We start from the raw sequence: 20,653 nt of genomic DNA on the forward strand, positions 1-20,653 counted from the left end.
GCGGCCCAGACGCTATCATGGACGGGCGAACACGAGGAGAAGGGAACGCGCCCATGCAGGATCAAGAGGCCAGGTCGGTGGGGACCGCCATGGGAGGGGCCACCCTCGCCGAGCGCGGATGTGTCCTTTTCGACTTCGACGGGACGCTCGCGGACTCCAAGCCCCTCATCGTGGGGACGGCCACCAGGGTGCTGCGCGACTTCGGCATCCCCGAGCGTGAGCTCGAACGTGCGGGCGAGCTCGTGGGCCCGCCCTTCCCCCAGGCATTCAGCCTGGTCTTTGGCCTCTCGGAGGGGGACGCCGAGGAGGTGACGCGCAGGTATCGGGAGATATACGAGTCCCTGGGGCCTGCCGCCTGGCCCGTCTTCGGGGGCATCCCCGAGCTCCTCGGGTCGCTGCGCGCCGCGGGCAAGAGGCTGGGAATCGTCTCGTCCAAGAGGACCCGCCTGCTCAGGAGGGCCGTGGCGGACAACGGCATCTCCGACCTCTTCGACGTCATCGGGGGAAAGGACGCCGACCACGGCATCTCGAAGGCGCAGACGATGAGGGACGTCCTGGGCAGGATGGGGCTCGCCGCCGCCGACGCCGTCATGGTGGGCGACAGGCACTACGACGTGGAGGCCGCCAGCGCCTGCGGCGTGCCCTGCGTGGGCGTGGTGCTGGGCGGCACCGGGACCGTCGAGGAGCTCGAGGGGGCGGGTGCCGTGGCCGTGGCGCGGAGCGTGGCGGAGCTGTGTGGCCTGCTCTTGGGATAGACCGTCCGTCGACGGGACGCGTCTTGCCCGTCGACGTCTTGGGTACAAGGGCGGCATGTTGGAGGGGCGCACGGGCGCCCCGCGGCCGAAAGGGGTTCGCAATGGCAGGGATCGACGATTTTGGCGAGGTCGTTCGCAAGGCGTTTCTGGCCGGCGTCGGCGCCGTCGCCCTGGGGGCCGAGAAGTCCCAGGGCATGATCGAGGACCTGGTCAAGAAGGGCGAGCTCACCGTCGAGCAGGGCAAGGCCCTGAACGAGGAGCTCAAGCACAAGGTGAGCCAGGCGTCGAACGACACATCCGACGCCCTGCTCAGGGCGAAGCTGCGGTCCATGAGCCCCGAGGAGCGCGCGTCATGGCTGGCGCATGCCCAGGAGGTCGCGGACGACCTCGACGCCCAGCGCGTCGAGGTCGAGGTCGAGTCCGAGGAGGTCGTCGAGGACGACGCCGAGGATGATGCCGAGGCCGGCGGGGAGCCGCAGGACGCCGAGTAGGAAGGTCCCCATGGCTCAGGGCGAGAGGGACCAAGGCACGCAGGTCAAGGGGGCCACGGGAGGCCGTGGCCCCCTTGACGGCTGGGGGCCCTCCGAAAAGGGACCGTGGGCTCCCGTGCGCGACGACACCATCGGCCTTCTGGGGGGATTTCCCGGCGACGCCCGGAGGTACCGCATCTCCCGCCTGAGCAAGGCCGCCCGCCTGCGCGAGATTCTGGCCATCGCGAGCCACTACGACATCCTCCACGGTCTCACGCCGGTCAGCTTCCGGCAGCTCCTCGAGGAGCTGGGCCCCACCTTCGTGAAGGCGGGGCAGATCCTCTCCATGAGGTCGGAGATACTCCCCGAGAGCTTCTGCCAGGAGCTGACGCGCCTCAGGACCGACGTGGAGCCCATGGACCGCGAGCTCGTGCTCCAGACGCTGCGCGCGGAGTACGAGACCCCCATCGAGGAGATCTTCGACGCCATAGACGACGTGCCGCTGGGCTCCGCCTCCGTGGCGCAGGTCCACAAGGCGCGGCTGGTCAGCGGGGAGACGGTGGCCATCAAGCTGCAGCGGCCCCACGTCCAGGAGATCATGGCGCAGGACATCTCGATCATGCGCTCGCTCGCGCGCCGCGCGCAGGGCCTCATGGGCGACGACCAGTTCCTCGACCTGCAATCCGTGGTGGACGAGCTCTGGCAGTCCTTCCGCGAGGAGACGGACTTCCTGGTGGAGGCCCACAGCCTCGAGGAGTTCCGCCGGAACAACGCGAGCTGCCGCTTCGTGGACTGCCCGCGGCCCTTCCCCAGGCTCTGCACCGAGCACGTCGTGGTGATGGACTACGTCGAGGGCATCCCCTTCGACGACCGCGAGGCGCTTCTCGCCCAGGGCTATGACCTGGAGGAGATAGGCACCAAGCTGGTCGACAACTACACCCAGCAGATGATCGACGACGGCTTCTTCCATGCGGACCCGCATCCCGGCAACCTCGTGGTGCGCGACGGGAAGATCGTCTACCTCGACCTGGGCATCATGGGAAGGCTCTCGTCCCACGACCGCTCCGCCATAGCAGACATGGTCTCTGCCGTCGCCGCCCGCGACAGCGCGGGCCTCAAGGCGGGGCTCCTGCGCTTCTCGGTGTCGGACCTGAGGGACGTCGACCACGCGAGCCTGCTCGCCGACCTCGACTCGATCATCGCGGACTTCGGCGAGGCGGACCTCGCGGAGCTGGACATCGGGGCCTTCCTCAACTCGCTCATAAGCATGGCGCGCAGGAACGGCATCGAGCTCCCCGGCACGGTCACCATGCTCGCGCGCTCCCTCGTCACCCTCGAGGGGACGGTGGACGGCTTCCTGCCGGACGCCAGCATGGTCGACATCGTGCGGGCCCACATCAAGGCCCACACCAGGCCACTCGACCTCGCCAAGGGCGAGCTGCGCTCGTATCTCCGGGAGTCCGCCTCGGCCTCGCACGGCCTGCTCAGGGCCGCGTCCCAGGCCGACACGGCCATGGAGATGCTCACCCGCGGCCAGCTGCGCATGAACCTCGACCTCCCCGGCACCGAGAACCCCATCAGCGACATGGCCCACGCCGCTGACCGCCTGACCATGGGCATCATCATCGCGGGCCTCTTCATAGGGTCCTCGGTGGTGTACTACGCGCGCATCCAGCCCGTCATCTTTGGCATACCGGTCATCGGCTTCGTGGGCTACGTGGTCGCCCTGGTGCTGGGGCTCTGGCTGGTGCGGCAGATCATGCGGGAGTCCAGGCGCTAGGCGGGAGGGCGCGACGTCCCTCGCCCCCGTCCAAGTGCTGGCCTTGCGAGGTCCTGCTTCCCCGTGGCTAGGCTGCGGTCTGCATGTCATCCGTCGTCGTGCTCGTCTCCCAGATACTCGTCATGTTCCTCCTCGTGGAGGTCGGCTTCTGGCTCTACCGCAGCGGCCGCATAGGCGACGTTGGCAGCCGCGACCTGGGAAACGTCCTGGTGTACGTGGTGCTCCCTGCCGTCATCGTGAACGGCTTCAGGGTCCCGCGCACGCAGCAGAACGTGGAGGGCCTCCTGGCCTCGACGGCCGTTGCGGCGCTCGCCATGCTGCTCTGCCTGGCAATCTCGCGCGCGTGCTTCAGGGACGACCCCATAGGGAGCTTCGCCGCGGCGTTCTCGAACCCCGGCTTCTTCGGCATCCCCCCTGGTCATCGCCCTCCTGGGGCAGGAGGCCACCTTCTTCGAGGCGACGTACATCGGCTTTCTCAACGTGCTGCAGTTCACCTATGGCGTCGCGCTCATGACAGGGTCGACCGACTCGGTCCGGCCCCTCGCCGTCCTCATCGCCTGTGCCTGTCCTGTGGGGTCCAACGTCGCCGTCTACGCGCAGCTGCACGGCAAGGACTACCGCTACGCGGCGCAGACGGTCGTCGTCTCCGCGCTCCTCTCCATCGTGACGATACCTGCCCTGGTGTGGCTGGCGGAGACCATCTGGTAGAATCGGGCGCCGCGGGGCTGCTGGCGGCACTGGGGTTGCGTTCCTCTCGCGCGACGGGGGGTGCCAGTCGGGGCGGAGCCGGCGCTCCTCGCGCACGGTGGGGCTGCGATTCGTCCTGTACTGCCCTTCTTTTTGGGGGAGGGCCAGGCACGCCGAGCAAAGGGCAGACCCAGCGGTCCGCGGACGCCGATGGATCACATGCTCCGTGGCGCAGCGAGCTCCGACGGACCTAGCGCACCCGCTCCGCCCTGCGCGCGGCGCGGGCCTCCATCACGATCGCCCTGAGCTCGGGCAGACGCGTGGGGTCCATTGCCGGCACGCCCTCGAGGCGGTAGGGAAGGCCGAGCCTCCCGTACTTATCCCTCCCCATGGTGTGGTAGGGGAGGAGGTCCAGGCCCACGACGTTGTCCCAGTTCCCCAAGAGCCTGCCCAGGCCCCTGAGCTCCTCCTCCACGTCGGTGATGCCAGGCACCACGACGTGCCGCACCACCGTGGGGATGCGCCTGCGCGCCAGCTCGTCGGCGAGCGCGAGGGGCGCCTCGGGCCCCGAGCCGCAGAGCCTGCGATGCCCTGCGGGGTCGCTGTGCTTGATGTCCAGGAGCACGAGGTCGCACTCGGCGAGCACGGGCGAGAAGGGCTCGGGACGCTTGGGGTCGAAGGTCGCCCCCGACGTGTCGAGGCAGCAGTGGATGCGGCCACGGGGGCTCCGGTGCGCCGCACGGAAGAGGTCCGCCACGAAGCGGGGCTGGGCCAGGGGCTCCCCTCCGCTCACGGTCATGCCGCCCCTCCGGTAGAAGGGGCGGTTCCTCTCGAAGCGCTCGAGGAGCTCGCCCACGCTGGCCTCGCTCCCGCCCGCGTAGTCCCAGCTGTCGGGGTTGTGGCAGTAGGCGCAGCGCAGGGGGCAGCCCTGGAGGAAGACGACCATGCGGCAGCCCGGTCCGTCCACCGTCCCCATGCTCTCGACGGAATGGACCCGCCCGCGGCTGGCGAGCGGGTCCGAGGCCTGGGGCAGCAGGGTCCTCTCGACCTCGTCCAAGGCCTAGAGCGCCTCGTGGAAGGTGCGGCCGATCACGTCGTCCTGCTGTTCGCGGGTGAGCGAGTTGAACTTCACCGCGTAGCCCGAAACGCGGATGGTGAGTTGTGGGTACCTCTCGGGGTGGGCCTGGGCGTCGAGGAGGGTCTCCTTGGTGAAGACGTTCACGTTGAGGTGGTGACCGCCCTCCTGCGCGTAGCCGTCGAGCAGCCCTACCAGGTTGTCCACCTGCTCCTCGGGGATGTCCGAGCACTTCATGGGAGTCCTTTCTTCGTGGTCTGTCGTGTGCGTTGGCTTGGGGCTCGCGGCGCCGCCTCGCCCTACGGACGGTCTGCCTGGCCCTCGCCGGCGGAGGCGTCGGCGGCGCAGGCGCAGTCGACGTGGGACTCAAGCGAGAAGTCGGCCTTGGAGAAGTCGATTCCCGCGATGTTGACGTCTCCCAGGTCGAGCTCGTCGGGCGAGAACATCACGCCGCCGTGCTTGCCCAGGGCGTCGGGCACGATCGAGAAGGTGTTGGAGATGCCGTCCTGGGCGTCGCGGAAGGGGAGCTTCGCCACGGACGCCAGCGAGGCGACGGCGCCGTGGGTGTCCCTCTGGTGCATGGGGTTGGCCCCGGGCGCGAAGGGCTGGCCGGACCTGCGGCCGTCCGGCGTGTTGCCGGTGGCACTGCCGTACACGACGTTGGAGGTGATGGTGAGGATCGAGGTCGTGGGGACGGCCCTGCGGTAGGTGTCCGTCTCGCGCACGTACTTCATGAAGACCTCGACCACGTCGCGGGCGATCTGGTCCACCCGGTCGTCGTCGTTGCCGTACTTGGGGAAGTCGCCCTCCACCTCGTAGTCGGTGACGAGGCCCGTCTCGTCGCGCAGCACGCGCACCCGGGCGTACTTGATGGCGCTAAGCGAGTCTGCGACGACGGAGAGCCCGGCGATGCCCGTGGCGAACCAGCGGTGCACGTGCTCGTCGTGCAGGGCCATCTGCAGGCGCTCGTAGCAGTACTTGTCGTGCATGTAGTGGATGATGTTGAGGGCGTTCACGTAGACGCCGGCGAGCCAGGCCATCATGTCGCGGTACTTCTCCACCACGTCGTCGTAGTCGAGGTACTCGCCCTCCACCGGACGGAACTTGGGGCCGATCTGCTCGCCCGTCTTCTCGTCGCGTCCGCCGTTGATGGCATAGAGCAGGCACTTCGCGAGGTTCGCGCGGGCTCCGAAGAACTGCATCTCCTTGCCGATGCGCATCGAGCTCACGCAGCAGGCGATGGCGTAGTCGTCACCGTGGTAGACGCGCATGAGGTCGTCGTTCTCGTACTGGATGGAACTGGTGGCGATGGATATCTTGGCGCAGTAGCGCTTGAAGGGCTCGGGCAGGCGGGTGCTCCAGAGCACGGTGAGGTTGGGCTCGGGGCTGGTGCCCATGTTCTCGAGCGTGTGGAGGTAGCGGTAGCTCGTCTTGGTGACCATGGAGCGACCGTCCACGCCCATGCCGCCTATGGACTCCGTGACCCACTGGGGGTCGCCGGAGAAGAGCTCGTTGTACTCGGGAGTGCGCGCGAACTTGACCATGCGCAGCTTCATGACCAGGTGGTCGATGACCTCCTGCACCTGGGACTCGTCCAAGAGCCCTCGCGCGAGGTCCCTCTCGGCATAGATGTCGAGGAACGCGGAGTTGCGCCCGATGGACATGGCCGCGCCGTTCTGCTCCTTGACGGCGGCGAGGTAGCCCATGTAGAGCCACTGGATAGCCTCCTGGAAGTCCTGGGCGGGGCGGCCCAGCTCCAGACCGTAGATGCGCCCGAGCTCCCTCAGCTCCTCGAGGGCGCGCGCCTGCTCGGCCAGCTCCTCGCGATGGCGTATCACGGCCTCCGTCATGTGCTTCTGGGTGCCCGCCTTCTCGGCCCTCTTCTCTGCGACGAGGAAGTCCACGCCATAGAGGGCGACGCGGCGGTAGTCGCCTATGATGCGCCCGCGCCCGTAGGCGTCGGGGAGCCCCGTGATGATGTGCGAGTGGCGGCAGGCGCGCATCTCGGGCGTGTAGACGTCGAAGACCCCGGCGTTGTGGGTCTTGCGGCGCTTGGTGTAGAAGTCGACGATCTGGTGGTCCACATGGTAGCCGTGGCTCTCGCAGGCGGCCACCGCCATGCGTATGCCGCCGTCCACCATGAGGGCGCGCTTGAGGGGGCGGTCGGTCTGCAGCCCCACGACCCTCTCGAGCGGGCGGTCTATGTAGCCGGGCCCGTGGCTCGTGATGGTGCTCACGACGTCGGTGTCCATGTCGAGCACGCCGTCGTGCGCGCGCTCCTCCTCGAAGAGGTCCATGACCTCGTCCCAGAGCCTCCTCGTGGCCTCGGTGGGCCCTGCGAGGAACGACTCGTCGCCGTCGTAGGGCGTGTAGTTCCTTTGGATGAAGTCCCTGACGTCCACGTGGCGCTCCCAGTTGCCGCCGACGAAGCCTTCCCATGCCTTCTGCATCGCACGCTCCCAAGGGTCCGTTTGCGGGCGTCCCCTGCGGCGCCCGTACTGTTAGCTCTATCTAACCTACCAGAGTCCTTTGCGAGGGGTGAGACCCAGTCTAAACCAGTCCATCTGGGATTAGCACAACATATTGTTATTTAATTTCTGTGAAACACCACATATTGCATATAAATTAAACCAATTGCTTCAGAAGCAGATGAGGGGGAGAGAGGCGTCCCCTTCGATCCTCCCTCGTCTCGCGCCAGGCGTCAGGTGTGCATGGGATGAATCTCCCCGTCTCCGCCTAGGTCGGGGCGTTCTGGGTAGAACCAGCAGGTGAAAAATCGCGCGCGAGGGATGGTCTGCCATGCTCCAGCTCAAGAACATACGCAAGGCCTACGTCACCGACTCCTTCACCCAGGTGGCCCTGGACGACGTGTCGGTGACCTTCAGGGACAACGAGTTCGTGGCCATCCTCGGGCCCTCGGGCTCGGGCAAGACCACCATGCTCAACATCCTGGGCGGCCTCGACCACGCCGACTCGGGCGACATCGTGGTCAACGGGACCTCCACCAAGGACTTCGGCTCGAAGGACTGGGACACCTACCGCAACCACCGCGTGGGCTTCGTCTTCCAGAGCTACAACCTCATCCCGCACCAGAGCATCCTCTCCAACGTCGAGCTCGCCCTCACGCTCTCGGGGGTGGGCCGCTCGGAGCGGCGCGCGCGGGCGAGGGAGGCCCTCGAGCGCGTGGGGCTCGGCGAGCACCTGCACAAGCGCCCGAGCCAGCTCTCCGGCGGGCAGATGCAGCGCGTGGCCATCGCACGCGCGCTGGTGAACGACCCCGACATCGTCCTCGCCGACGAGCCCACCGGCGCCTTGGACAGCGAGACCGGCGTGCAGGTCATGGACATCCTGAAGGGGGTGGCACGCGACCGCCTCGTCGTGATGGTCACGCACAATCCCGAGCTCGCCGAGGCCTACGCCACCCGCATCGTGCGCGTGCGCGATGGTCGCATAGAGGGTGACAGCGACCCCCTGCGCCCCGAGGGGCTGGGGACGGCGCGCGCGGGCGCGTCGGGAGCCATGGCCGGCGTGTCAGGTCCTGCCTCGGCCACCGCCGGACCAGGGGAGAGGGACGCCTCCAAGCCTGGCAGGCATGCCTCGATGTCGTTCGCGACGGCCCTCTCGCTCTCGTTCAACAACCTCATGACCAAGAAGGGGCGCACCTTCCTCACCGCCTTCGCGGGCTCCATCGGCATCATCGGAATCGCTGCCATCCTCGCCCTCTCGAACGGCGTGAACGGATACATCAAGGACACGGAGGAGAGCTCGCTGGCCTCCTATCCGCTCACCATCACCAAGAGCAGCTTCGACGTCTCGAGCCTGCTGGGCTCCGGCATCGCGGGCGGCAGCTTTGGCGGAGAGGCGCAGCAGGCCTCGGCAGACGCTGGCACCATCGGCCAGGACAAGGTCATGACCGACATGTTCGCCCAGGTCAAGAACAACGACCTCTCGTCCTTCAAGGCCTTCCTCGAGGGCGGGCAGAGCGGCATCGAGCCCTACGTCAACACGATCAAGTATTCCTACGGCGTGACGCCGCAGATCTACGAGGCCGACACGAGCGCGGGCGTCACGCGACTCAACCCCTCGGAGGTGACCACCAAGATGGCGAGCGGGGTCATGGGCTCGGCCCTCACGGGCGGTACCACCAACTCCTCCTTCAACGAGCTCGTGAGCGACCAGAAGATGCTCGACGACCAGATGGAGGTCGTCGCCGGCAGCTGGCCCAAGGCGGCGGACGAGGCGGTCCTCGTGCTTGACGCCAACGGCAGGATCAGCGACTACACCCTTTACAGCCTGGGCTTCTATGACACCGAGGCCATGAACGACATGATGAGCCAGATGCTGGGCGGCAAGGAGGTGGAGGTGCCCGACGACTACCGCGACTTCAGCTACGATGACGCGATGGGCATGAGCTTCAAGGTCGTCCCCGCCACCGCCCTCTACCAGAGGAACGACAGCACGGGTGGATGGACGGACATGTCGGCCGACGACGGATTCCTGCGCTCCGCGGTGGACGAGGGGCTGGACCTGCGCGTCGTGGGGGTGGTCAAGCCCCGGAGCGTCAGCTCCTCGAGCCTCGTGCGTGAGGGCGTCGGCTACACCGCGGCCCTCACGAACGAGCTCATCCAGGAAGCCGCCGACTCCGACATCGTGAAGGAGCAGGTCGCCAAGCCCGACACCGACGTCTTCACCGGCAAGAGCTTCGAGGAGCTGCAGCAGAAGCAGGGCAAGGAGCTTGACATGGGCTCCCTCTTCACGGTCGACGAGTCGGCGCTCAAGAGCGCCTTCTCGTTTGACGCGAGCGCGATTTCGGGCCTCTCGTCCGGCATGGACCTGGGCTCGCTCGACCTCTCGGGGCTCGCGCCCGACGCCTCGGGCTTCGACATGAGCTCGGTGCGCCTGGACACCAGCCAGCTCTCCGGCGTGTTCAGCGCCCAGAGCATGGCCGCGCTCATGGCGGGGGCGCCCAGGTTCGACCTCGCCAAGAGCGGCATCACCGACGCGCTCTCGGGCCTCTCCGACGAGCAGCGCGCCCAGCTTGGGGACGAGGCCAACGAGCTCGGCTCGGGCTTCGCCGCCTGGGCGGGCAGCAGGCTCGTCCCCTCGGACGGGGCACAGGTGGACTACGCCTCCCTCGTCCAGGAGTACCTGCAGACCGACGCCGCCAAGGCGACCATCGCCAAGCTCCAGGAGGGCTTCGGGTCGAGCATGGGCGACGTGGCCGGCCAGGCCATGCAGAAGTACCTCCAGGAGCAGCTCGCACCCTACTTCTCCAACGCGATGCAGGCCCTCGTGAGGCAGGCGGCGCAGGTCATGGCCACCCAGCTCGCGAGCCAGCTCCAGACCCAGATGGCGGCGGCCACCTCCAAGCTGGGGACACAGCTCTCCGACGCCATCGCGGGCAAGATCCAGAGCCAGATGTCGTCCCTCTCCTCCGCGCTCCAGAGCGGCTTCTCGGTGGACGCCGGCGCCTTCTCGCGCGCCATCAAGGTCAACATGAGCCAGGACGACCTGAGCTCCCTCCTGCAGAACTACATGAACGCGGAAGACCTGAGCTACGACGCCAACATGAGGAAGCTAGGCTACGCGAGGCTCGACGACCCCGAGTCGATCAGCATCTACCCCCGCGACTTCGACGCGAAGAAGTCGGTGGAGGGGGTCATCGACTCCTACAACCGAAGCGAGGAGGCCGCCGGCAAGCCCGACTCGACCATCCAGTACTCCGACCTCGTGGGCGCCCTCATGAGTTCCGTGACCGACATCGTCAACATGATCTCGACGGTGCTCATCGCCTTCGTGTCCATCTCGCTCGTGGTCAGCTCGGTGATGATCGCCATCATCACCTACATCTCGGTCCTCGAGCGCAAGAAGGAGATCGGCATCCTGCGCGCCATGGGCGCCTCCAGGCTCAACGTCGCCAACATCTTCAACGCCGAGACCGTGATCGAGGGGCTTCTCTCGGGCGTCTTCGCCGTCGGCCTCGTGTACCTGGCCTCGGTTCCCGTGAACGCCTTCGTGCTGGGCTGGAAGGGAGTGCCCAACATCATGGTCCTGCCCTGGCAGAGCGCCCTCGCGCTCGTCGCCATCAGCGTGGGGCTCACCCTGGTCGCCGGGCTCATCCCCTCGAGCATGGCCGCCCGCCGCGACCCGGTGGAGGCGCTCAGGAGCGAGTAGCGCATCACGGGCGTGGCCGGCGGCCTCATGACGCCCCGTCGGGACGTCCGTGCGTCGGGTCCTCCCTGCGTGCGGACGTTCCCTTCGACTGGTATTTTCTTGTTTGGGCATTGCGGGGCCGTCGCGCGGCCCACCTTGCCGATTCCAAGCACTTTTGCAGGCGAGAGGGGACGCATGGCGCAGATGCAGGAGGAGAGCGGCCTGGCGGCGGAGCGCGCCCGCAGGCTCTTCGTCGACACGCCTCCACTCAGGCTCTTCCTCGTGGCGGCGGTCCCGGGGGCGGCCAGCATGCTCGTGTCCGCCCTCTACAACCTTGCCGACGGCATCTTCGTGGGGCAGCTCCTGGGGCAGCAGGCCTTCGCCGCGGTCAACCTCGCCATGCCCTTCGTCATCCTCAACTTCGCCTTCGGCGACATGATCGGCGTGGGCTCGTCCGTTCCCATCTCGATCAGCATGGGAAGGGGTGACGACGAGCGGGCCAACAACATCTTCAGCTGCTCCGTCCTCCTCAACGTCCTGCTGGGTGCCGTCACGGGCGCGGCTCTCTTCCTCGCAGCCCCCGCCATCATGGCGGCCATGGGGGCGACGGGGGAGCTCGCCTCGATGGCGGTGGACTTCCTGCGCGTCTACGCGGCCTTCTCGCCCATCACGGTGGGGATGTTCGCGGTCGACAACTACCTCAAGGCCTGTGGGAGGATTCGCTCCTCCCTCGCCCTCAACGTCTTCATGGCGGTGTTCGGCGGCGTGGTGGAGTTCTCGCTCATGTACTTCCTGCACCTGGGGATCCTGGGGGCCGCCTTGGGCTACGCCCTCGCCATGGCGGTCTGCACCGTGCTCGCGCTTCTGCCCTTCGCCCTGGGGAGGATGCAGCTGCGCTTCGTGAGGCCTCGCCTGAGCTGGGCCCTCGTGCGGGAGATCGCGGCCTCTGGCATGCCTACCTTCCTCAACAACGTCGCCGGCCGCGTCACCTCGATCGCGCTCAACGCGGCCCTGCTCCTTCTGGGTGGGGAGTACGCGGTCTCTGCCTACGGCCTGCTCATGTACGTGGACGGCTTCGTGTTCCCGCTGATCTACGGAGTCTGCGACTCGCTGCAGCCCTCCGTGGGGTACAACTGGGGCGCTCGCCGCCAGGACCGCGTCGTCGCCATCGAGCGCTGCGTCTTCGCCGCCTGTGCCGCCATCTCGCTCGCCTCCGGCGTCGCGATGGCCCTTCTCCCGCGCGAGCTCACCCTGCTCTTCATCTCTGACCCGGCCCCCGAGCTCATGGCCCTCGCGACCGTCGCCTTCCGCGTGTTCGCCGTGTCGTTTACCGTGAGGTGGTTCTCGTTTGCCACCCAGGCCCTCATGACGGCCATCCAGATGTCGAAGCTGGCCTCGCTCCTCTCGGTGTGCAGCGCGCTCGTGTTCCCCCTCCTCGAGCTCCCGCTCCTCTGGCCCCTCGGCCTCACGGGGCTCTGGCTCAACTACCCGGTCATGTCGTTCCTCTCGCTCGTGCTCTCGCTGTGGGTGCTCCTGGCGTTCCGGCGCGAGCTCAGGCTGGAGGCGGCATAGCATGGACGCCAAGGGCGGCCTGGGACATTGTGACTACGCACGCTTCGCACGCAAGGGGATCGAGGAGCTTGCGGGTGAGTGTGCGGTGGACGCGTTCCGTGCCACGGGTCCCGGCGGGCAGGGCGTCAACACCACCGATTCCGCAGTCCGCATGAGGCACCTCCCCACGGGCATCGTGGTGACCAGCAGGGAGTCGCGCAGCCAGTACCAGAACCGCCTGCTCTGCCTCCAGAAGCTGAGGCGGGAGCTCCTGCGCCGGTCGGTCCCGCCCAAGCAGCGGCATGCCACCAAGCCCAGCCGCGCCGCCCGCCAGAGGAGGCTGGACGAGAAGCGGAGGCGCTCCCAGCTGAAGTCGCGCCGCCGCAAGCCCGGTCCCGACGACTGAGCTTCCAATATAGGAACACATGTTCTATACTCTTGTGGCATGGAAGGGCGAGAAGGGGAGGCTCACATGTTCAGGCAGTCCAGCGAGTACAGGGTGGCGGCGTTCCTTGCCGAGGGCTTCGAGGAGTGCGAGGCGCTCGTGGTTGCCGACCTGCTATTCAGGGCGGGCATCCCCTGCGATAAGGTCTCCGTCGCGCCCGGGCTCACGGTCGTCTCGAGCCATGGCGTGAGCGTGGGCTGCGATCGCAGCGTCTGCGACGAGGACTTCGACTTCTCTGGCTACGACCTGCTCTTCCTTCCCGGGGGCATGCCCGGGACGAAGAACCTGCGCGCCTGCGGGCCCCTGTGCCAGGCGCTCGTCGAGCACGTGGGACACGGCGGCGACGTCGCGGCGATCTGCGCGGCGCCCTCGGTGCTGGCCGAGCTCGGGCTCCTCGAGGGGCGCAGGGCCACGGGTAATCCCGGCTTCCAGGAGGTCCTCGTCGAGCACGGGGCGAAGCTTCTCCAGGACGCGGTCGTGGAGGACGGTAACGTCGCGACGAGCAAGGGGCTGGGTACGGCCATCGAGCTCGGGCTCGTCCTGGTCCGCCGAATCCTGGGCGACGAGGCCCAGGAGAGGGTCAAGGCCGGCATCGTGTACCAGGGCTAGGCCACATGCGGGCAAAGACGTGCCCGTGGCCCGATGGGGGAGGCGAGGCCGCCACCGGGTCACGTCGCCAGTACCTGGTCATCGACCTCAAGAGCTTCTATGCTTCGGTCGAGTGCGTCGAGCGCGGGCTTGACCCCATGACCACCAGGCTCGTGGTGGCCGACCCCACACGCACGAGCAAGACGATATGCCTGGCGGTCTCGCCCGCGCTCAAGGCCCTGGGCGTCCGCAACCGCTGCCGCGTGTTCCAGATTCCGCCCTCGATCGACTATCTCATGGCGCCGCCCCGGATGTCGCTCTACATCGAGCGCTCGGCTGACGTCTATGCCGTCTACCTGCGTTACCTCTCTCCCGACGACATCCATGTCTACTCCATAGACGAGGCCTTCCTGGACGTGACGGGCTACCTCGAGCTCTACGGCTGCAGCGCCCGCGAGCTGGGCGAGCGGATCCGCGCGGACGTCGTGAGGACGACGGGCATACCCGCCGCCTGTGGCCTGGGGACCAACCTCTACCTCGCCAAGGTCGCGCTGGACATCACGGCGAAGCATGACCCTGGCTTCTTCGGCGAGCTGGACGAGGAGGGCTACCGCGCCACGCTCTGGAACCACCGGCCTATCACCGACTTCTGGCGCGTGGGGGCGGGTACGGCCCGGCGGCTCTCCGAGCTGGGCATCCATACCATGGGGCAGGTCGCCAGTTACCCGCGTGAGCCTCTCTATCGCATCTTCGGCATAGACGCCGAGCTGCTCATAGACCATGCCTGGGGCAGGGAGCCCGTCACGATCGCGGACATAAAGGCCTATCGGTCCCAGAGCAAGAGCCTGAGCAGCGGGCAGGTCCTGGGCGACGACGTTGGCATCGAGGGCGGCTTGGTGATCGCGAAGGAGATGGCGGATGCCCTCGTCCTCGAGCTGGTAGAGAGGGGGCTTGTGGCCTCGTCCCTCTCTCTTGCCCTGGGGTATCGCCTTAACGGCAGGGAAAAGGCCGCCCTCACGTCCAGCCACGCCACGGCCGAGGGCGAGCACGGGCGGCGGGTGCGCTGGGGGGAGTTCGCGGATGGCGGCTCCGTCCGCCTTCCCGCCCCCACGAGCTCGCTGCACCAGGTTTGGGCTGCGCTCGAGCCGCTCTTTCGTCAGGTGGCAGACCCGGGTCGGCCCATACACCGGCTCACCCTGACCCTGGGTGACGTGCACGGGGCGGACGAGCGCGGGCTCCAGCTGAGCCTCTTCCGGGGGGAGGGGGAGTCACCGCGCGAGCGGGCACGCCAGGAGGCGGTGAGCGCGGTCAAGCGGAGGTTCGGCAAGAACGCCCTTCTGAGGGGGCTCGACCTCCTGCCCGACGCGACGGCGCGCGAGAGAAACGCGCAGATAGGGGGCCATCGCAGTGGATGAGTTCTATCTGAGGCACCCGCGCATGCCGCTTTCCGAGCGTGCCAAGATCTTCATTCCCTTCGAGCCCCTCAAGGGCTTCAGGGAGGCCCTGGACGAGCGGGAGCGACGGCTCACCCTGAGCGTTCGGCCCGAGCTCTCGGACGAGCGGGGCGCGGAGCTCTCCCGCCGGCTTGCCGACCTGGGGAGGGGAGATGCCGTCGTCGTGCGCTATCACGCGGAGGGTGAGACCAGGTCAGCCGAGGGGCCCTTCCTCGGCCTCGACGAGGGGCATGGCCTCCTGCTGGCGGGAAGCCTCCGGGTCCCGCTCGCCTCGGTGGTGGGCATCGAGGGGGTGCGGGACCTTCCAGAGTCCCCATAGGTGGGGTTCCCGCACTTTGGAAGTCGGGGCGGTACGGCAGCAAGTGCGTGGGAATACTGGGTGTAGGAATCGACGTGCGACGGAGCCGCCTTGGCGTGGTTCGCACGAGAGAGGGGGTCGTGACGTTGCTCAGGCTCGTTGCCATAGAGGTGGGAATGCTGGGGCCAACCAGGCAAGGCGTTGCGTCTGCGGAGGAGCTGGACGCCTTGGGACGCCTGGAGGCGCTTGGGGCTCGCGTCGTCCTCCTCTGCGGGGGTGGCAGGGAGGAGCTCTCTGCGCTCCTGGGCGGCAGCCGGGACCTGGCGCCCTTAGCCGTCCTGGACGGCGGCGCGATGGTTCTGGACGGGGGCCGCGCGTTCCCGCCTTCCGAGGCGCGGGGCTTCGAAGGCGCGGTGGGCTGCCTGCTCGCTACGCATGGGCTCGGCTGGGAGGACGCTGCCTTCCTGGGGGAGTCCGCCGCGGGGCTTGGCTGCATGCTCCGGGCGGGGTGCTCCGCCACCTGCGAGGACGCGCCGGGAGTGGCTCTGGAAGCAGCCCGCTACGTGATCGGCCCCCGGAGCGAGGGAAGCGTCGCCTCCGCCCTGGGGGAGTTCGCGGACGGCATCGAATGGGGAGAGGAGCCCTCGTTCGTGCGTCGCGAGAGGGAGGGACGCCCGGGCCTTGGCGACGGCGAACCCCTGGAAGAGCCGCGACGCGGTGGGGTGGCCCTCCTCCTGCTGGGCCTCGTCGTTGCCCTGGCGGCCGGTAGGTTCATGCTCGTCTCGCTCGAGCGTGGGGTCGTTCTGGCCCTGTCGTCGGTGCTGCTTGCCCTTGTCGGAGTCGCCCTCTTCTACTTGGGCGTCGGTCGCATCCGGGATGCCAGGGGGCCTGGCGGCAGGGTCTGAGCCCCCTCTCGCCAAGAGGCGCGTCCCCATGGCCGAAAATGCGGCGGCCCTAAACCTCCCTGTGTCATGATGGGGCCGGGAAGGGGGTCCGTGTGGCATTCATCGAGTTCAGGGACGTATGCAAGACCTACAGGATGGGCGACGTGGAGGTGCGGGCCGTCGACGGGATGAGCTTCTCCATCGAGCGGGGCGAGCTCGTCGTCATCGTGGGACCCTCCGGCGCGGGCAAGACGACCGTCCTCAACATGCTGGGGGGCATGGACTCTTGCAGTTCTGGGACGATCGAGCTTGACGGACAGCTCGTGAGTGGCATGGGGGAGCGAGAGCTCACCCAGTACAGACGGCACGACATAGGCTTCGTCTTCCAGTTCTACAACCTGGTGCAGAACCTCACCGCCTTGGAGAACGTCGAGCTCGCCAGCCAGATCTGCCGCGACCCTCTGCCTGCGGCCAGGGTTCTCGAGCAGGTCGGCCTGGCAGGCCGCGCGGACAACTTCCCCTCACAGCTCTCTGGCGGCGAGCAGCAGCGCGTCGCCATCGCCCGTGCCCTGGCGAAGAACCCCAAGCTACTCCTCTGTGACGAGCCGACGGGCGCCTTGGACTTTCGGACGGGCAAGCAGGTCCTCAAGCTCCTGCAGGACAGCTGCAGGGTGGACGGGCGCACCGTCGCCATCGTGACGCACAACCTCGCTTTCACGGGCATCGCCGACCGCGTCATCCGCGTGCGCGAGGGGCGTGCCCAGAGCATAGAGACGAACGAGTGCCCTGTCGACGCGCTTACGGTGGAGTGGTAGCCCCATGCCGGGTGGGCCCGACAAGGCCAGGTCGACGCGCCGTGGGAGGCGCCTTGCCTTCTGGGTTGAGCTCGCGCGCGGCGTGAGGGGCTCCCTCGGCCGCTTCCTCGCCATCATGGGCATCGTCGCGCTGGGGTGCGGGTTCTTTGCCGGCCTGCAGGCGAGCGGTGCGGACATGAGGCTCGCCGCCGACCGTTACTACGACGAGACGAGGCTCTGGGACCTGCGAGTCATCAGCACGCTGGGGCTCGACGTCGCCGACCTCGAGCGTCTGGCGGAGGTCGACGGCGTCGAGGACGTCATGCCCTCGCGCTCCGTCGATGCCATGGCCCGCCTGGGCGACGAGCAGCTTGCCGTCCGGATCAGCTCGATTAGGACGGGAAGCGCGGAGTCATCGAGGCAGCTGGGCAGCGGCTCCGTCGAGTCGGACGACGACTCCTACCTGAACAGGCTCCTTCTGAGGAGCGGTCGCTGGCCCGAGGGTCCGGACGAGTGCGTCGTCTGCTCCGACGCCCCGGTGAAGGCAGGTGAGGGCCAAAAGGTCGACGTCCTCTACGGCGGCAAGGGCTTCGCGGACCTCTTCGAGGCGCGCAGGCTCGAAGTCGTGGGCACGGTCAGCTCCCCCGTCCATCCCTACACGGGAAGCCTTGGGTCGACCAAGCTGGGAAGCGGCTCGATCGAGCAGCTCGTCTTCGTCGGCGAGGAGGCCTTCAAGGACGCGAGCCCCTACGGCGAGGCATACCTGACGGTGAGGGGCGCACGCGAGGAGCTGAGCGAGTCGGACGCCTACTTTGACGTCGTGGGCAGGGTGAAGGCGGCGCTCGAGGGGAAGGCCAGCGTCCTCGAGCGTGAGCGCCAGGAGGACCTCAGGGCGAAGGCCCAGTCGGGGCTCGACGAGAAGTGGGCGGAGTACGAGGAACAGCACGGCGAGACCTACGGGAAGCTGGCTGAGGCGAAGGCGGAGCTCGACGATGCCGAGAAGAGCATCTCCAGCGGTCGGGCGTCGCTCGATGCGGGCCAGGCCGAGTACGAGGAGGGCCTCTCCACCTACCGCGACCAGAAGGCGGACGCCGAGCGACAGCTCGCGGACGCCCAGGGGCAAATAGACGAGCAGCGCGACCTCCTCGACCAGAAGGAGGCCGCACTCGCGGCGGCAGAGTCCGAATGGAGGGAGGGCTACGACGCCCTGTCCTCAGCCCTTGCGACACAGGGGATGGGCGGGAGCGCCTCGGAGCTCCTCGCGGCCCTCGACGACCGCCTTGCCCAGTTGGCCTCGGCACGCGAGCAGCTCGAGGCCTTGAAGGCCCAGAGGTCCCAGATCGAGGAGGCGGCCTCGCAGCGGGAGGCACTCGTGGGGGGCATAGCTCAGGCGAGATCTGCCGTGGAGCGGCTCGAGGAGGCCAAGGAGCTCCTGCAGGAGGGCTTCACGCCCCAGATGCAGGAGCAGCTCGACCAGGCGAGGGCGCAGCTCGAACAGCTCGAGCAGAGTCTGGCCGGGCTCGATGCCAGCGTGGCGTACCTTCCGGAACTCGAGGCCGGCATCGCCACAATCGAGTCCCAACTTCCCTCGGAGCAGGAGCTCGAGGCACTTGCGGCCGCCCGCGAGTCTGCTGCGAAGCTCGTGGACTCCGAGTCCCGGCTCGTCGAGGGGCGACGGCAGCTCGAGGACGGAAGGGCGCGCCTCGACGCCGGGCAGGCCGAGCTCGACCAGAAAAAACGTGATGCCAACGAGTCTTTGGCCAGCGCAAAGGACAAGCTCGACGTAGCGGCGCGGGAGCTGGCCTCCTCCCGCCAGAGGCTGGACGACGCGCGGGCGCGTTACGAGGAGGGGCTGGCGGAGTATCGCAGCGGTAAGGACGAGGCTGGCAGGCGCTTCTTTGACGCCCGCAGGCAGCTCGAGGACGCGCAGGAGAAGATCGATTCCATCGAGCTGCCCGACTTCTACGTGCTCGACCGCGGCCAGAGCGAGGGGGCGGCGACCTACAGCGCGGACAGCAAGCGCATCGACTCCATAGCCAACGTCTTCCCCCTCTTCTTCTTCCTCGTGGCGGCGCTGGTGTCGCTCACCACCATGACGCGCACGGTGGAGGACGAACGCATGCAGATTGGCAGCTACAAGGCCCTGGGGTACGGCAAGGCGCAGATCGCGCTCAGATACCTCCTCTATGCCGGGCTCGCGGCGGGGACGGGAGCCGTCCTGGGGATCGCGCTCCTCTCCCAGCTCCTGCCCCACATCATCATGAGCTCGTACTCGATCATCTACGCGCTACCGCCGCTGGGGTTCCCCCTGCCTGTCGAGCCGCGCTCCGCCCTCCTCGCGGGCGGCCTGGGCGTGGGCGTGACCCTCCTGGCGACCTGGGCGGCCGTCATCAGCAGCCTGCGCGAGACCCCGGCGTCTCTCCTCCTCCCGCGTGCCCCCAAGCCTGGCAAGCGCATCCTGCTCGAGCGCATGGGCCCCCTCTGGGCGCGCGTCTCGTTCTCGTGGAAGGTGACCCTGCGCAACCTCTTCCGCTACAAGCGCCGCCTGCTCATGACGGTGATCGGCATATCGGGGTGCGCCGCCCTCCTGCTCGTCGGGCTGGGACTGCACGACTCCATATGGGACATCATCGACAGGCAGTTTGGTCCCATCGTCCATTACGACACCACGGTGGGCCTGAGCGCCTCCGCCGACGAGCTGGACGTGAGCTCGGTCGTCGACTTCCTCGAGTCCACGGGCGAGGTGGAGGACCTCTGCCGCGTACAGGAAACGAACATGCAGGCTACGGGCCCCGGGGAGGGCAGCTCTGCCACCGACACCACGCGCGTGAGCGTGGTGGTCCCCCGCGCGTCCGCCGAGTTGCGCTCGCTCGTGAGCTTCAGGGAGCGTCTGGGCGGCGCGCGGGTCGACTTCACGGACGACTCCGTGCTGGTGAGCGAGAAGCTCGCCACCCTCTGCGGCGTCGGGGTGGGGGATCAGGTCACCGTCTACGAACAGGACGAGGTGGGCAACGCCGTGGGCGAGGGCCTGCGCCTCACGGTGACCGGCGTGGTCGAGAACTACGTCGGGAACTACGTCTACGTGGGGCGCGGTGCCTGGTGGCGCGCGCGGCAGGAGGTCCCCGCCTTCTCGACCATACTCGCCAACTGCACGAAGGACCCGGAGGCCCGCAGCCAGATCGCGCGCGAGCTGCACGGGTGGCACGAGGTCTCCACCGTGCTCTTCAGCGAGGAGACGATAGACACCTACCGGAGCATGCTGAGCGCGGTGAACGCCGTGGTCGTGGTGCTCGTCGTATCTGCGGCGGCCCTCGCCTTCATCGTGCTCTACAACCTGACCAACATCAACATCGGGGAGCGCGTGAGGGAGATCGCGAGCCTCAAGGTCCTGGGCTTCACCCGGCGCGAGGTATACGTCTACATCTTCCGCGAGATCTGGATCCTCTCGCTTCTGGGGGACGTCCTGGGGATGTTCCTCGGGGCCTGGCTCGAGAACTTCGTCGTCACCACCGCCGAGGTCGACTACGTCATGTTCGGCCGCGAGATACACCCGCAGAGCTTCGCCGTCGCCTTCGCGCTCACCCTGCTGTTCACGGGTCTGGTGCTCCTGGCGATGCGCCACAAGCTCGACGGCGTCGACATGGTCGAGTCGCTCAAGAGCGTCGAGTAGCCGAGGCCCCGCGCCCGCCCTGGGCAGGCGCGGGGTCCATTGCGGGGCA

The 20,653-nt window shown here is 67.9% G+C and carries 16 protein-coding genes and 1 pseudogene; 13 read left to right on the top strand and 4 right to left on the bottom strand.

What is annotated here, in order from left to right; genetic code table 11:
* The first annotated feature begins 53 nt into the window (after positions 1–53).
* From HMPREF1008_RS06350 to HMPREF1008_RS06360, 3 genes are all read left to right on the top strand, one after another.
* Positions 54–755, top strand: coding sequence for an HAD family hydrolase (locus tag HMPREF1008_RS06350; RefSeq protein ID WP_009279031.1), 702 nt, complete (start codon positions 54–56; stop codon positions 753–755).
* A gap of 101 nt (positions 756–856) precedes the next feature.
* Entirely contained in the window at positions 857–1,246 is a 390-nt protein-coding gene (locus tag HMPREF1008_RS06355; protein ID WP_009279032.1) for a phasin family protein, read from the top strand.
* 10 nt (positions 1,247–1,256) lie between these two features.
* A complete protein-coding gene (locus HMPREF1008_RS06360) occupies positions 1,257–3,005 on the top strand; it encodes an AarF/ABC1/UbiB kinase family protein (RefSeq protein WP_009279033.1) in 1,749 nt (582 codons plus the stop codon).
* Positions 3,006–3,091: 86 nt separating this feature from the next.
* Here the strand turns inward: HMPREF1008_RS06360 and HMPREF1008_RS10465 are convergent, their stop codons facing one another.
* Positions 3,092–3,499 (bottom strand): hypothetical protein, encoded by a 408-nt coding sequence (locus HMPREF1008_RS10465; RefSeq protein WP_232202844.1) that lies wholly within the window; start codon positions 3,497–3,499, stop codon positions 3,092–3,094.
* Between HMPREF1008_RS10465 and HMPREF1008_RS09935 the strand changes: the two genes are divergently transcribed.
* Positions 3,486–3,713, top strand: coding sequence for a hypothetical protein (locus HMPREF1008_RS09935; protein ID WP_009279034.1), 228 nt, complete (start codon positions 3,486–3,488; stop codon positions 3,711–3,713). The genes HMPREF1008_RS10465 and HMPREF1008_RS09935 overlap by 14 nt on opposite strands.
* Positions 3,714–3,942: 229 nt before the next feature.
* On the opposite strand, the gene pflA is transcribed toward HMPREF1008_RS09935, so the two are convergent.
* The 3 genes from pflA to pflB form a co-directional block, all read right to left on the bottom strand.
* On the bottom strand, positions 3,943–4,749 hold the full coding sequence (gene pflA, locus HMPREF1008_RS06375; protein ID WP_009279035.1) for a pyruvate formate-lyase-activating protein: 807 nt from the start codon (positions 4,747–4,749) through the stop codon (positions 3,943–3,945).
* 3 nt (positions 4,750–4,752) lie between these two features.
* A complete protein-coding gene (grcA3, locus tag HMPREF1008_RS06380; RefSeq protein ID WP_009279036.1) occupies positions 4,753–5,004 on the bottom strand; it encodes an autonomous glycyl radical cofactor GrcA3 in 252 nt (83 codons plus the stop codon).
* Between the two features lie 62 nt (positions 5,005–5,066).
* The gene (pflB, locus tag HMPREF1008_RS06385) at positions 5,067–7,217 is read right to left on the bottom strand and encodes a formate C-acetyltransferase (RefSeq protein WP_009279037.1); all 2,151 of its coding nucleotides are present in this window, start codon (positions 7,215–7,217) and stop codon (positions 5,067–5,069) included.
* Between the two features lie 349 nt (positions 7,218–7,566).
* On the opposite strand from pflB, the gene HMPREF1008_RS06390 reads away from it, so the two are divergent.
* The 9 genes and pseudogenes from HMPREF1008_RS06390 (at position 7,567) to HMPREF1008_RS06430 (ending at position 20,604) form a co-directional block, all read left to right on the top strand.
* A complete protein-coding gene (locus HMPREF1008_RS06390) occupies positions 7,567–10,941 on the top strand; it encodes an ABC transporter ATP-binding protein/permease (protein ID WP_009279038.1) in 3,375 nt (1,124 codons plus the stop codon).
* A gap of 174 nt (positions 10,942–11,115) precedes the next feature.
* Positions 11,116–12,492, top strand: a complete 1,377-nt coding sequence (locus HMPREF1008_RS06395; RefSeq protein WP_009279039.1) for an MATE family efflux transporter — start codon at positions 11,116–11,118, stop codon at positions 12,490–12,492.
* 76 nt (positions 12,493–12,568) lie between these two features.
* Positions 12,569–12,877: pseudogene (locus tag HMPREF1008_RS06400) on the top strand (peptide chain release factor-like protein); the annotation flags it as partial.
* A gap of 66 nt (positions 12,878–12,943) precedes the next feature.
* The gene (locus HMPREF1008_RS06405) at positions 12,944–13,525 is read left to right on the top strand and encodes a DJ-1 family glyoxalase III (protein WP_009279041.1); all 582 of its coding nucleotides are present in this window, start codon (positions 12,944–12,946) and stop codon (positions 13,523–13,525) included.
* Positions 13,526–13,530: 5 nt separating this feature from the next.
* Positions 13,531–14,919: a DNA repair protein gene (locus tag HMPREF1008_RS06410; RefSeq protein ID WP_009279042.1), complete on the top strand. Its 1,389-nt coding sequence runs from the start codon at positions 13,531–13,533 to the stop codon at positions 14,917–14,919.
* The gene (locus HMPREF1008_RS06415) at positions 14,912–15,277 is read left to right on the top strand and encodes a hypothetical protein (RefSeq protein ID WP_009279043.1); all 366 of its coding nucleotides are present in this window, start codon (positions 14,912–14,914) and stop codon (positions 15,275–15,277) included. The genes HMPREF1008_RS06410 and HMPREF1008_RS06415 overlap by 8 nt, the downstream gene beginning before the upstream one ends.
* 95 nt (positions 15,278–15,372) lie before the next feature.
* Positions 15,373–16,161, top strand: a complete 789-nt coding sequence (locus tag HMPREF1008_RS06420; protein ID WP_009279044.1) for a hypothetical protein — start codon at positions 15,373–15,375, stop codon at positions 16,159–16,161.
* Between the two features lie 92 nt (positions 16,162–16,253).
* A complete protein-coding gene (locus HMPREF1008_RS06425) occupies positions 16,254–16,955 on the top strand; it encodes an ABC transporter ATP-binding protein (RefSeq protein WP_009279045.1) in 702 nt (233 codons plus the stop codon).
* Between the two features lie 4 nt (positions 16,956–16,959).
* Entirely contained in the window at positions 16,960–20,604 is a 3,645-nt protein-coding gene (locus HMPREF1008_RS06430) for an FtsX-like permease family protein (protein ID WP_009279046.1), read from the top strand.
* Positions 20,605–20,653: the final 49 nt, after the last annotated feature.

The organism is Olsenella sp. oral taxon 809 str. F0356 (genome assembly GCF_000233535.1).
In the GTDB taxonomy this organism is placed as follows: Bacteria; Actinomycetota; Coriobacteriia; order Coriobacteriales; family Atopobiaceae; genus Olsenella_I; species Olsenella_I phocaeensis.

Coding starts and splice junctions, on each gene's coding strand:
- HMPREF1008_RS06350 (WP_009279031.1), top strand. CDS start 54: ATGCAGGATCAAGAGGCCAGGTCGGTGGGGACCGCCATGGGAGGGGCC.
- HMPREF1008_RS06355 (WP_009279032.1), top strand. CDS start 857: ATGGCAGGGATCGACGATTTTGGCGAGGTCGTTCGCAAGGCGTTTCTG.
- HMPREF1008_RS06360 (WP_009279033.1), top strand. CDS start 1,257: ATGGCTCAGGGCGAGAGGGACCAAGGCACGCAGGTCAAGGGGGCCACG.
- grcA3 (WP_009279036.1), bottom strand. CDS start 5,004: ATGAAGTGCTCGGACATCCCCGAGGAGCAGGTGGACAACCTGGTAGGG.
- pflB (WP_009279037.1), bottom strand. CDS start 7,217: ATGCAGAAGGCATGGGAAGGCTTCGTCGGCGGCAACTGGGAGCGCCAC.
- HMPREF1008_RS06390 (WP_009279038.1), top strand. CDS start 7,567: ATGCTCCAGCTCAAGAACATACGCAAGGCCTACGTCACCGACTCCTTC.
- HMPREF1008_RS06395 (WP_009279039.1), top strand. CDS start 11,116: ATGGCGCAGATGCAGGAGGAGAGCGGCCTGGCGGCGGAGCGCGCCCGC.
- HMPREF1008_RS06405 (WP_009279041.1), top strand. CDS start 12,944: ATGTTCAGGCAGTCCAGCGAGTACAGGGTGGCGGCGTTCCTTGCCGAG.
- HMPREF1008_RS06410 (WP_009279042.1), top strand. CDS start 13,531: ATGCGGGCAAAGACGTGCCCGTGGCCCGATGGGGGAGGCGAGGCCGCC.
- HMPREF1008_RS06430 (WP_009279046.1), top strand. CDS start 16,960: ATGCCGGGTGGGCCCGACAAGGCCAGGTCGACGCGCCGTGGGAGGCGC.